The sequence below is a fragment of the Algoriphagus sanaruensis genome (assembly GCF_001593605.1).
GTDB classification, from domain to species: domain Bacteria; phylum Bacteroidota; class Bacteroidia; order Cytophagales; family Cyclobacteriaceae; genus Algoriphagus; species Algoriphagus sanaruensis.
The window spans coordinates 724,413-737,121 of record NZ_CP012836.1 but is presented as its reverse complement, the minus strand read 5'-3'; the positions used below and the strand labels follow the sequence as shown (position 1 = coordinate 737,121).

At 42.9% G+C, this 12,709-nt stretch carries 9 protein-coding genes; all 9 read left to right on the top strand.

Annotated elements, in window-relative coordinates; all coding sequences use genetic code 11:
• The first annotated feature begins 1 nt into the window (after position 1).
• The 9 genes from AO498_RS03235 (at position 2) to AO498_RS03195 (ending at position 12,623) form a co-directional block, all read left to right on the top strand.
• Positions 2 to 421 (top strand): organic hydroperoxide resistance protein, encoded by a 420-nt coding sequence (locus AO498_RS03235; protein WP_067543712.1) that lies wholly within the window; start codon positions 2 to 4, stop codon positions 419 to 421.
• Positions 422 to 587: 166 nt separating this feature from the next.
• Positions 588 to 3,122 (top strand): M14 family metallopeptidase, encoded by a 2,535-nt coding sequence (locus AO498_RS03230; RefSeq protein WP_067543710.1) that lies wholly within the window; start codon positions 588 to 590, stop codon positions 3,120 to 3,122.
• Positions 3,123 to 3,215: 93 nt separating this feature from the next.
• Positions 3,216 to 4,775, top strand: coding sequence for a rhomboid family intramembrane serine protease (locus AO498_RS03225; protein WP_067543708.1), 1,560 nt, complete (start codon positions 3,216 to 3,218; stop codon positions 4,773 to 4,775).
• A gap of 195 nt (positions 4,776 to 4,970) precedes the next feature.
• Positions 4,971 to 8,642 (top strand): sensor histidine kinase, encoded by a 3,672-nt coding sequence (locus AO498_RS03220; protein ID WP_192842566.1) that lies wholly within the window; start codon positions 4,971 to 4,973, stop codon positions 8,640 to 8,642.
• 17 nt (positions 8,643 to 8,659) lie between these two features.
• The gene (locus AO498_RS03215; RefSeq protein WP_067543703.1) at positions 8,660 to 9,037 is read left to right on the top strand and encodes a response regulator; all 378 of its coding nucleotides are present in this window, start codon (positions 8,660 to 8,662) and stop codon (positions 9,035 to 9,037) included.
• Positions 9,038 to 9,077: 40 nt separating this feature from the next.
• On the top strand, positions 9,078 to 10,442 hold the full coding sequence (locus tag AO498_RS03210; RefSeq protein WP_067543701.1) for a sensor histidine kinase: 1,365 nt from the start codon (positions 9,078 to 9,080) through the stop codon (positions 10,440 to 10,442).
• A gap of 7 nt (positions 10,443 to 10,449) precedes the next feature.
• Positions 10,450 to 10,836: a response regulator transcription factor gene (locus tag AO498_RS03205; protein ID WP_067543699.1), complete on the top strand. Its 387-nt coding sequence runs from the start codon at positions 10,450 to 10,452 to the stop codon at positions 10,834 to 10,836.
• Between the two features lie 3 nt (positions 10,837 to 10,839).
• A complete protein-coding gene (locus tag AO498_RS03200) occupies positions 10,840 to 11,889 on the top strand; it encodes an adenylate/guanylate cyclase domain-containing protein (RefSeq protein ID WP_067543697.1) in 1,050 nt (349 codons plus the stop codon).
• Positions 11,886 to 12,623 (top strand): DUF6090 family protein, encoded by a 738-nt coding sequence (locus AO498_RS03195; RefSeq protein WP_067543695.1) that lies wholly within the window; start codon positions 11,886 to 11,888, stop codon positions 12,621 to 12,623. The genes AO498_RS03200 and AO498_RS03195 overlap by 4 nt, the downstream gene beginning before the upstream one ends.
• Positions 12,624 to 12,709: the final 86 nt, after the last annotated feature.

Genomic DNA, 12,709 nt, shown 5'->3' with positions numbered 1-12,709 from the left:
AATGGAAAAACTGATTGTAGACTACACTGCCGTGGCAGTCAATACCGGAGGAAGAAAAGGTCATGTCAGAACTGATGACGGAATGCTAGATTTTGACGTGGCAATGCCGAAAGAAATCGGCGGAGAAGGAGGAAAAACCAACCCTGAGCAACTCTTTGCTGCTGGATATGCTGCTTGCTTTGGAGGAGCTTTGGCAGCAGTAGCTGGCAAAACCAGTCTTCGTGACTCCGAAATCAAAGCTAAAGTTCATTTGGGACATTACGGCCCAGACAGCTTTGGACTTGCCGTGGATATCGAAGTAAAGATCCCTCATGCAGATTCGCTTGAGCATGCTCAACAATTAGTAGATGCAGCTCACCAAGTATGCCCTTATTCTAAGGCAACTCGAGGAAATATTGAAGTAACTGCCAAAGCAGTTTAAGAGATAGACAAATTTTTCTGGAAAAGACTGCTTCCTTCAGGGGCAGTCTTTTGCTGTTTTAGTGACTGTAAATCTCTCGTCTAAATCGACCAATTACTTTTCCCTAATTGGTAATTTCCATCCCAATAAAAGGCATTAACTTCCCGCCTGAAACAATATTTTCTATATGAAAAAGAGTGTATTGACCTTATCGCTGGTGCTTTCCATACTTTTTGGGGCATTGGCACAGCTCAAAACCCCAGAGCAATTTCTTGGCTATAAGCCTGGAGACCGATTTACTCCACATCACCGAATGGTGGATTATTTTGAATATGTAGCTTCTCAAAATCCAAACATCAAGCTCATTCAATACGGAGAAACCAATGAAAAGCGCCCTCTATTCATCGCGATTCTTTCTAGTCCTGAGAACATGGCCAATTTGGAGCAAATCCGTACAGATAACCTCAAGCGAGCAGGCTTGATGGAAGGAACTCCTAGTACTTCTATTCCAATCAACTGGATGTCTTTCAATGTGCACGGAAACGAATCTGTGGGAATGGAAGCGGCCATTTCATCCTTTTTTACCTTGGCAAATCCTGCGAATGCTAAATCTCAGGACTGGCTCAAAAATCAAGTCATCATCATCGATCCTTGCATCAATCCTGATGGACGGGACCGATATGCGATGTGGTACAATCAAAAAATGAATACCCGACTACAACCTGACTTGCAATCAGTCGAACACAATGAGCCTTGGCCGGGTGGCAGAGCTAACCATTACCTATTTGACTTAAATAGAGACTGGGCTTGGCAGGTGCAGGTCGAATCTCAGCAGCGACTGAAAATCTATCAGCAATGGATGCCACAACTTCATTTGGATTTCCATGAGCAAGGCATTGACAATCCTTTTTACATGGCCCCTGCTGCTGAGCCACTTCATGAATTATTAACTCCATTTCAACATGAGTTTCAGGATATTTTTGGAAGAAATACAGCCAAGTATTTTGATGAAATGGGTCGGTTTTATTTCACCAAAGAACGATTTGACTTGCTATATCCATCCTATGGGGATACCTATCCCATGTACAATGGCGCGATTGGAATGACCATTGAGCAAGGTGGCGGAGGCCGTGCAGGTGTGGGAGGTTACAATTCGGTGGGAGATACTGTCACCTTGAGCAGCCGTATTGCAGGGCATTATACTGCAGCTATGTCTGCAGCAGAAGTCACCAGCCAAAATTCAAAAAGGCTTTTGGATGAGTATGCCAACTACTTCAAAACAAACCAGACCTCGCCTAAGGGGAAATTTAAAAGTTTTGTCATTAAGGGTGAAAACAACCCAGTTCAGCTTCAGAAACTGTTGGAGCTTTTGGACAAAAATGGCATTCAATACGGAAAAGCAGGTGCAAAAACAGGCCTAAAAGGCTATGAATATCAAAGTGGCAAAGCGGGAGTGACCTTCTCAACTTCCGATCAGGACATTGTCGTAAGTGCATACCAACCTAAGTCTGTGTTGGCTCAGGTGCTATTTGAGCCCAACCCAGTATTGAACGATTCAATCACATACGATATCACGAGCTGGTCGATGCCTTTTGCGTATGGACTAAAGGCCTTTGCTTTGGAAACACGATTGGATCCTGTAGCCAGTTACCAAAAGCCCGGCTTTACCCCAAATACAATCGGTAAAACTCCAGTAGCTTACTTAGCGCAATGGCAAGGGACTCGAGACGCGGCATTTTTAGCAGCGCTTTTAAACCAGAAAATCCGTGTCAAATATGCCGAATATCCATTTGAGGTAGAGGGAAAAAGCTTCCCTGCAGGGACATTGATCATCACCAAAGGCGGCAACGAATATGTAGGACAATTTGATCAAAAGGTGACGGAAACTGCTAATCGATTTGGAATCACACTAGCCACGACACAGACAGGATACATGGATAAAGGAAAGGATTTTGGCTCGCCAAATATCCGAACTATCCAAGCTCCAAAAGTGGCCCTTGTAGGCGGTCAAGGCACATCCTCATTGAACTTTGGAGAGATTTGGCACTTCATGGAAAAAGATTTGGATTATCCTCTGGCCAACTTGGAAGCCAGCAACCTTGGTGGATATGATTTGAGCAAGTACGATGTCATTATTCTTCCTTCAGCATTTGGCGCTGCAATCAACGGTGCCGCCCAAGGCAAATTATTGGATTGGGTGAAAGCAGGAGGCAAGCTAATTGCCATCGACGGATCGGTCAATCTCTTTGCCAACAAGGAAGGTTTTGCCTTGAAAACTTACGACTCTGATGAGGAGAAAAAAGCTGCCGATAAAGCTGCTCAAGAAATTGCTAAGGACGAACGCCTAGAACCTTATACCGAAGGTGAGCGCTTAGACATTTCTGGAGGAACTGCCGGAGCGATTTACGAAGTCAAAATGGATCAAACTCACCCATTAGGTTATGGCACCGGAGGGAAGTTTTATACCTTAAAAAACAACTCCAACCGATTTGCATATTTGACTGGAGGCGTCAATGCCGGGATCATCGCAGGAAACGATTCCTATAGAACAGGCTACATTGGTTATAAAATCAAATCTAAGATGGGACAATCCATGGTGATCGGAGCCGAACGCCAAGGAAGAGGCCAAATCGTCTATTTCGTAGATAACCCAATATTCCGTGGATTCTGGGAAAGTGGCAAATTGGTATTGAGCAATGCTATTTTCTTGGTAGGCCAATAATCCCAACTTGAAAAAAAGTTAAGCCGACTTCATCCTTGAGGTCGGCTTTTTTGCTTCAAAAGAATATCTTCAAATCTGATTTTCCGGCTCCCATTGAAAGATTTAATCAAGCTTCGCATTCTTTTTCCGGCTCATTTGGCCATGACTTTGGCATTAGTCCCCATTTTCGGAGTCCTTCGGTATTTTACACTCCTACCCCTGAATCCCAACTTGACTTTCCAGTTTATGGAAGGGGCTTGGAATTGGGCTGTGCCCCTTTTGTTGGTTGGAGTTGTGTATATATTTTACTACCGACATCGGATCAATGGGATTCAATTCAAACGAAATCAGGACCGTGCTCAGGATGGACTGACCATGGTTTCACTATTTACTGGCTGGATTATGCTATTGCTGACGGGAGGGTACGTGGAGCAGCGGTTTGGAAAACTTGTCGAGTTGGAATTTCCCTCACACCTGACTTTGGAGCCAAAAGCAAACTTTTACACCATTGATTCCTATGAAATCCCTCAGAACTGGGGCGCTATGAATTCGAAATGGTACACCTCTGGGAAGTATAACAGCACCCTTCATTTTGAACTACTTTTTGCAAGTCCATTTCTCAATACTACCTATGAAATGCTTCCAGAGGCGCCTCAAGTTTGGTATGGCGTCAAGTTTAAGGACAGCATGTCTAATCGGAAATCGGACGAAGAGAAGGAAAAGTACTTTGAAGCCTTCAAGGAGCAGTGTCTGAAGAAAATGGAAAATTGGGATTTTAAGCAGGCTTTATATTTCAAAAATGTCCCAAAATCAGAGGATTTTTTCCTTTATAATCAAGCCATTGCCAACCGGATCAATGTTAATTCGGAAAACCAATTTATCATTCTGGAGGCCGTAATGGAACCATTTGCTGATCGAGTGAAAGACAAAGCTCTCTGGATTTTTCTGACCTGGCTGATTGGTACGGCAATTTTCCTCTTGATCTTACATTATGGAAAACCCCGAAAGGGATTTCTTGAAAATTATCCCCAACTCCGCTCCCGATATCGGTCTTGGCAAGATGAAGTTTGGGATAAATTTTCGTTTTGGAAAAATGGACCAGTTTCTACTGCATTTCTATGGATTTTAGCCATTCTAACATTTTTAATGGCCTGCTCGGGGGTTCTTGGAGGATATTTGGATCACCCGTTCTTGGGAGACTGGGGGGCGCTGAGGAGAGTAGAGGTGAATCATGGAGATTGGTATCGACTGTTTAGCTATGGGCTTTTGTCAACTGGGCCATTTCTTGGTCTCTTAAACCTTGGAATTTTCGGCTACATCGCGGGTGAAATGGAAAAGAAAATAGGGCCTTTGGGATTTATGCTTCTTTCAGTTTCTGCCCTTTTCTTCGGTGCATTAGTAAGCCTATACGTTCACCCCATGTATTGGGTGGCAGGTGCGAGCCCTTGGGTACTCGGACTGATTTCTGGTTATTTCCTTAATGGGATCGATTCCAAAACCCTAACTATCACTAATTTGAAGCCTTGGATATTAATTGCCTATGTTGGGCTTTCTTTTGTTTTGGGGTTTTTCGATCGCATGGACCATGCGGCTAATTTGGGAGGACTTTCCGGAGGGTTTTTGGGCTACTACCTTTTTAAATCCTTTCAAAAGCGTCAAGATTATCCATTTTGAAAACACCCGAAAGTCAAGGGCTTTTTTTAAAAAACTGGTTAGTTTTTTAATCAAGGGAAAAAAATAATTTCTAAAGAAACTCCCCGAATCTTGGGAGGAACAGCATTTTTTATCCTGTAAGAATTGGCTATCTTTTTTGAAAATTTTAAAGGTCAGGTTTTTATGCCTTTCAAATTTTTTCCCAGACAGCATTTTATGAAACCTATTCTTAGATATTTTGGCGGAATACTGCTCATTTTTTCCTGCACATCTGAGCCTTCGCCAGAGCAAGGAGGGACAACCCCAATTAAACCTCCTCAAAAAATACTTTTTTCAACCTCTCAAAATTCGGAGCTAGAAACTGGGAATCTTTCCCAACCGAGGATTATCCCTATTCCCAAAGGCAGCACTCAGTACTATTCCTACACGGACGAAAATGGAGAACGTGTCCAATTGGAGCTGACTCCGCCAAAAAGCCAGCCTCTACTGGTTCTAAAAGATCCCAATGAACAAGTGGTACTCTCTTCTGAAGGAGAAAATTTCCTCTTAGGTGAAGGAGGAATCTCTCAATTCATGGCCTTTACGACCGATCAGGGTTTAGCATTAGATGGGGTCAATTCGGTCTTGCTCGATCGTCGGGGCCATTTGTGGTTTGGAACCAATGGCGGAGGAATCAGCCGATATGATGGGAATAGCTTTACCAATTTTAACACATCCCAAGGCCTAGTCGGAAATACCATTCGAAGCTTGTGGGAAGATCAAAATGGGACGATTTGGATCGGCACCCTGACAGGCTTGAGCAAGTTTGACGGACATTCATTTTATAACTACACCCTAGAAAATGGGCTTCCAAATGATGTGATTTTTGGAATTACCGAGGATCAGAATGGAGCACTTTGGTTTGCCACCGGAGGCGGGGGAGTTTTGCGATTTGACGGAAAAGAATTCACACAATTCACCACCAAGGATGGTTTGGCCGATGATTTTGTGATGGCTGTGGGGCAGGATTTGGATGGAAATCTTTATTTCGGAACCAACGGGGCTGGAATGAGTCGATTTGATGGAAATTCATTTGTCTCTTTTACTGAAAGTGACGGACTAGCTGGAAATCGGGTCAGAAGCTTTGGAACTTCTCCAGATGGCGCACTTTGGATAGGGACCATCGGTAATGGGGTGAGTCGATTTGATGGAAAATCCTTTGAAAACTTCACCCAAAAAGATGGCTTGGCGGACAATATCGTACGAGCGATTCGTGTAGAGGAATCGGGCCAAGTGTGGTTTGGAACCGAGCACGGGATCAGCCGATTTGACGGAAGCAAATTCGTCAGCTATACGCGAGAACAAGGACTATCTGCGAATAGTGTGCTGGATATTGGCATTGATCAATCTGGAAAAGTATGGTTTGGAACAGATGGGGGTGGAGTATGTCGATTTGACGGAAACTCGTTCACTAGCTTTACCATGAATCAAGGTTTAGGCGCAAATATTATCCTAAGTACACTTCAGGATCAAGTGGGCAATTTATGGTTTGGGACTTCAGGGGGTGGAGTTAGCCGATTCGATGGTAAAAAATTCACCACGTACTCCCTAAATCAAGGTCTTTCTGGCGATGTTGTTTACGCAATGACAGAAGATGATGAGGGAAATATTTGGTTTGGGACTGGGGGTGGATTAAGTAAATATGATGGGTTGGAATTTTCAAACTTTACCGCACAAAATGGCCTCATATCTACTGAAATCTATTCCTTGATTCACGATGCCAATGGAAACCTATGGCTTGGTACTGAAAATGGAGTCAATATTCTTGCAGGCAATCAGATTAAGCATTTGGGACCAGACAAAGGTTTGGCTGGCTCAGTGGTACTCAGTATGCAAGCTGAACCCGACGGTTCGGTTTGGATTGCGGCGGTGGATGGAGGACTAAATTACTTCGACGGAAAAAGACTACTTACCTTCACGACCGAGCAAGGACTGATCGATAACGCTGTTATCCAAATTGAGCTTGATCAAAAGGGCAACCTGTGGATTGGTACCGAGCATGGTTTGAGTTTCCTTTCTCAGCGAGCGAAAAAGAATCTTTTGGATGAAATCAGCATTGATCAAAATCCATTTGAAAACTTCAACACCTCAGATGGCTTACCAGACAATGTAATCTTGCAGATCGAACAATTGGATGGCAAAAAAATGGCTATTGGAACCAATTTGGGTATTGCCATTTTTGATGGTCCAAATGCAGAGACTGGTACATTGAATCAATTGGAAAACTTGGAAATTTTTAATTCCAATACAGGCTATCCGGTCAAAGATCTCACTGACGGACAAAATGGAATGCTTGTAGATAACCAAGGAATTCTTTGGGCTGGCACAGGAAGTAATAAGACCGCACTCGTACGATTTGATTACCAGGCAAGGCTCCGAAATAAACAAAAGCCTGACCTTTTTCTTCGGCAACTTCGCGTCAACGAAGAGATCATTCCTTGGACCTCCTTTTACCCAAGCGCTACCACCGAAGAGCAGGTATTCGAAGAAACCACTTTTTTTGGAAAGGGATTGGGTAAGGAAGAAAAAGAGCAACTCAGATCAAGATTTCAGGGTATTGAGATAGAGGGTATCTCAGGTTTCTTTCCTATCCCAGAAAACTTGATTTTACCCTACAAACACAACCACATCAATCTTGATTTTGGGACCAATGAGATCTCCAAACCCTTTCTGGTCGAATACCAATATATTCTGGAAGGATATGATGAAGAATGGAGCCCAGTGCTCAAAAAAACCAGTGCAAGTTTTGGAAACATCCAAGAGGGAGAATACACCTTCAAAGTCAAGGCAAGATTTATAGGACCCAGTGAAGGAGATGCTGGTGAATGGACGGAGCCCATTAGCTTTTCGTTTACCGTCCTTCCTCCCTTGTATCGCACGTGGTGGGCCTATGGAATCTATTCCATTTTATTCTTATCCCTAGCCTATCCGATCCATCGCTATCAGCGGCAACGAACTATCCGAGCAGAGCAGGAAAAAAATAGAGAACGAGAGCTCAAGCAAGCTAGAGAAATCGAAAAAGCCTATGCCAAGCTGGAAGTGGCTCATGAAAACCTGAAGTCAACCCAAGCGCAACTGATTCAGCAAGAAAAATTGGCCTCCCTTGGTCAACTCACGGCAGGCATTGCCCATGAGATCAAAAACCCCCTGAACTTTGTCAATAATTTCTCAGGCTTAAGCTTGGAGTTTTTGGATGAAATAGAGGAAGATCTTCAAAAGCTCGAACCGAGTAAGGAGGTAGAAAACATTCAAGACCTTCTCGCTGATATCCGAACCAATCTGGAAAAAATCAAGCACCATGGAGGTCGAGCAGATAGTATTGTGAAATCTATGCTGCTGCACTCGCGGGGAAGCTCGGGAGCAATGGAACCCACAGATCTCAATGCCCTTGTTCAAGAATATGTCAATTTATCGTTCCACGGAATGCGGGCCAATAAAAACCCGATCAATGTGGATATCCAACTGGAGCTATCCAAAGACCTCGGTCAAATCAATATGAATTCGGAAGATTTCAGTCGGGTAATTTTGAATCTGACTAAAAATGCCTTTGATGCGATGAGGGAAAAGCTTCAAAAAGAGGGCTCATCCTACCATCCTATCCTTAAGGTCAGCACCCTTGATCTTGGAAATTCAATTGCTCTCACTGTGGAGGATAATGGACCTGGAATTCCTGATGAAATTAAGGACAAATTGCTCATGCCCTTCTTCACCACTAAAAAGGGCACCGAAGGGACCGGTTTGGGTTTAAGTATTACCCATGATATCATTAAAGCGCATAAAGGTGAATTAGAAATCACCACCCAACTTGGGGAGTGGACTCGATTTACCATTACTTTACCAAAACATTGAAACAACTATTTTTAACCATGAAGATTTTAATTGTAGATGATGAGCGGGATGTAGAAGATCTTTTCCGCCAAAAATTCAGAAAAGAAATCCGAAATGAAGGATTAGAGCTTGTTTTTGCCTTTTCTGGACAGGAAGCATTGGAAATTTTGGGATCTGAAAATCCCCCGGAGGTGGTCTATGTGTTTTCGGACATCAACATGCCCGGAATGAGCGGTCTGGAAATGCTTGGGATTATCAAGCGGCGATTTCCAAAAATCCACGTGAGTATGATCTCTGCTTATGGCGATAAAGAAAATTATTCAAAAGCCATGGACTCAGGAGCAAAAGGTTTTTTTACTAAACCTGTCGATTTTGAAGCGTTAAAAGCAGAAATTAAACATATCCTCAACCAATGATCTTGGTCAATCCCAAATAACCTATAAGAAAAGCACCCGAATGACATTTATCAATCTCATTTCCCTCTTTCTTCTTTATTATCTAAAAAAGAGCGCCAAGCCGGAGGATTTCACTGAGCAGATTAAAAAATATCTGAACTATGGAATGATCCTATCCGTCGTGCTCATCGCGCTGACCAATACTGGAGCTCCGCCGGTTTATTTGTATCAGTTTTTCTCGTTTTTGCTGGTAGGTGGAATCATCTACCTGATTGTAAATACGCCTTCACTCGAGCAACACAAAAACCTAGCGATCGCTCCCTTACCAATCATTGCGGTGTCCATGCTGCGGTTTTTGGTCAAACTCTATGACGTCGAATTTTACAATTCGATCGAAACCTATATCGATGCAGCGGGAATCTTTGCCTTTATCTGGGCTGTGACCATGGGTTTCAATCACCGAAAGGAAATCAAAGAGCGAAACCTTGAAAAACTCATTGCCAAAGAAAAAGAACGGCAACTACACCTTGCTCAAGAGCGGAAAAATGAATTGGAGAAGCTTGTTCAAGAGCGAACCTCCGAAATCACCAAGCAAAAAGAAGAGCTCCAACAAGCACTTGATCACCTTCGATCTACCCAGGAACAACTCGTTCAACAGGAGAAATTAGCATCCCTTGGACAGCTGACTGCAGGGATTGCGCATGAAATTAAAAACCCTCTTAATTTCATCAACAACTTCTCTGAGCTAAGCAGCGATTTTATCACCGAAATGGAAGAGGAATTGGAAAAAATCCCCAACTCCTCTGAAAAGGAAAACATTCTGGATCTACTTGGGGATGTCAAATCCAACTTGGGCAAAATCCGTCAACATGGATCACGGGCCGACAACATTGTAAAATCCATGCTGATGCATTCCCGCGGAGAAAAGGGTGAAATCAAACCAACCGATTTAAACCCCATCATCCAGGAATATAGTAATCTGGCATTTCACGGAATGCGCGCCAACAAAAATCCAATCAATGTGGATATTCAACTTGATCTGGAAGAATCACTTCCATTGGTCAATTTGAATGCAGAAGACTTCAGTCGCGTAATTCTCAACTTGGCCAAAAATGCCTTTGATGCCATGCGGGACAAAATAAATGCGCAAGGAGGCGATTACAAGGCTAAATTGATCTTCCGAACCAAAACTTTGAAAAATAAGGTCCTATTGGAGGTGGAAGACAACGGACCTGGCGTACCTGATGAAATCAAAGACAAATTGTTAATGCCTTTTTTCACCACCAAAAAAGGAACGGAAGGCACAGGCTTGGGGTTGAGTATCACTCATGATATCATCAAGTCCCATGGTGGCTCGCTCGAAATCGAGTCTGAAGTAGGCACTTTTACACGGTTTAAAATTTTACTCCCTCTTACCAAAACCTAATTTTTCTATGAAAATCATGATTGTTGATGATGAACAGGATGTGGAAATCCTTTTTCTTCAAAAATTCCGAAAAGAAATCAAGGCCCAAAAACTCGAAGTAGAATTCGCTTTTTCTGGTAAAGAAGCTTTAGAAAAGCTTCAAAATTCTGGTTCAACCAAAGTCGTTTATGTTTTTTCAGACATTAATATGCCTGGCATGAGCGGATTGGAGCTTTTGGAAGAAATCAAATCCAAATACCCAAACATCCAAGTCAGCATGATTTCCGCGTATGGTGATCGGGAAAATTACGACTTGGCGATCAAGTCTGGGGCAAAGGGCTTTTTTAGAAAGCCCGTCAATTTTGCTTCACTTCAGCACGAAATAGAGGGATTGTTTACCCAAAAAAGAACGTAAGGCATGGCAAAAATTCTAGTAGTAGACGACGAGGAGGATTTGGAGATTTTGTTTCGGCAGAAATACCGACAAAAGCTCCGCTCCGGTGAGTACGAAATGCTCTTTGCCTTAAATGGTCAGCAGGCGCTAGATCTCTTAAAAGAACATCCCGATACGGATATGATTTTGAGTGATATCAATATGCCCGTAATGGATGGACTTACCCTTTTGGCCAATACCAAGGAAAAAAATCCATTGCTAAAAACCATCATTATTTCGGCCTATGGGGATATGGAAAATATCCGAAAAGCGATGAATCTAGGAGCCTTTGACTTTGTGACCAAGCCTGTGGATTTTCAGGACCTGGAAATCACGATGGAAAAAACCTTGGGCTATATCCAGCAGCTCAAGGGAACACTTCAAGCCATGCGGGAAAACAATATCCTCCGAATGTATGTGGATGAAACAGTCCTGAATTTCATGGGGGGGAAAGAAATCGAATCGGCATTAATGGAAAATGAAACGATCGAGGCTTCGGTCGCTTTCATTGATTTGGTCGGGTTCACGAAAATCTCAGAAAACGAGGATCCAAACACAGTAGTCACCCTGCTGAATGAATACTTTGACTTAATGGTCAAAGAAATCATCGAAGAAAAAGGGAGTGTGGACAAATTTATCGGTGATGCTGTGATGGCGGTTTTTCAAGGTCCAGATCATGAAAAGCGATCTGCCAGAGCAGCAATTTCGATTCGTGACCAAATGGAAGCTATCCCGGAGTTTTCAGAAAAATCACATTTCAAACCGCAAGTATCCATTGGAATCAATTCGGGGGAGATGGTGTCGGGAAATATCGGGTCCAAGTCACTCAAAAGATTGGATTATACGGTAATTGGAGACGTGGTCAATGTGGCTTCAAGACTTCAGTCCGCAGCAAATGCCGGGCAGATTCTCGTCTTAGACAAAACTGCAGAAATCCTCCATGGAGACTTTTCCTTTCAAGAAGTCGGAGAAATGAAATTGAAAAATAAAGCAAATCCGGTTAAGGTCTTAGAAATAATCAGCACCATTCCATGATCGTTCTCTTTCGGAAAATTCGTAAATCACTCCTTGAATCCAATCGACTGACTCAATACTTGGGTTATGCTTTTGGGGAAATTTTTTTGGTGGTTATCGGAATTCTAATTGCCCTACAAATCAATACTTGGAACGAAAATCGGAAGCAACGCATCTACGAACTCAAAATGCTCAGAGAGCTTTCCAACTCCATCCAAAAAGACAAGCGCTATTTTGGATCCATGGTGGATCGCTTGGAGCAAAAAGAAAATGCTGTAAATGAATTGCTCCATCTACGACTCACAGGAATGGAAAACCTAGACTCGATCAGCAAGTATTTTCAAATCACCCGATACGAGGTCCTTTTCCAATACAATTCCGGCCCTTATGGGTCCATAAAATCTGGCGGGATTGACAAAATTTCAAATGATTCCATCCGAACCAAAATGGAAGACCTCTATGAGTTTTTGATTCCCCGCACTGAAAAAATTCTAGACAAACTCGAGGGTACCAATACCCAAGAAGAAGAACTCATGGAGGCCTTGACTGAACGGACTTTAATCAATCGTAACGGAAACCAAATCATCCAACGACTTATTATTGATCCCAAAGTCATCCACAGTCCAGAATTCCTCCACTTTCTTCAAGTACACAAAAGCAATACTTATGTGGCACAAAGTAGAATCCAAGCTATTCTGCCAGCTATGTCGGAGCTAGACTCGATGATCCAGGGCGAACTGAAATTACAGCCTTAATACTACCTACAGTACGACCCAAAAGTGTCCGCATTCGATCTATTTTCTTTCCAAACTCCAAATGTTTTTTTATTGAGAATACTTCC

What these genes read in the sequence shown, in the direction of transcription:
- AO498_RS03210 (WP_067543701.1), top strand. Translation starts at nt 9,078, where the DNA reads ATGACATTTATCAATCTCATTTCCCTCTTTCTTCTTTATTATCTAAAA.
- AO498_RS03230 (WP_067543710.1), top strand. Translation starts at nt 588, where the DNA reads ATGAAAAAGAGTGTATTGACCTTATCGCTGGTGCTTTCCATACTTTTT.
- AO498_RS03215 (WP_067543703.1), top strand. Translation starts at nt 8,660, where the DNA reads ATGAAGATTTTAATTGTAGATGATGAGCGGGATGTAGAAGATCTTTTC.
- AO498_RS03200 (WP_067543697.1), top strand. Translation starts at nt 10,840, where the DNA reads ATGGCAAAAATTCTAGTAGTAGACGACGAGGAGGATTTGGAGATTTTG.
- AO498_RS03220 (WP_192842566.1), top strand. Translation starts at nt 4,971, where the DNA reads ATGAAACCTATTCTTAGATATTTTGGCGGAATACTGCTCATTTTTTCC.
- AO498_RS03235 (WP_067543712.1), top strand. Translation starts at nt 2, where the DNA reads ATGGAAAAACTGATTGTAGACTACACTGCCGTGGCAGTCAATACCGGA.
- AO498_RS03205 (WP_067543699.1), top strand. Translation starts at nt 10,450, where the DNA reads ATGAAAATCATGATTGTTGATGATGAACAGGATGTGGAAATCCTTTTT.
- AO498_RS03195 (WP_067543695.1), top strand. Translation starts at nt 11,886, where the DNA reads ATGATCGTTCTCTTTCGGAAAATTCGTAAATCACTCCTTGAATCCAAT.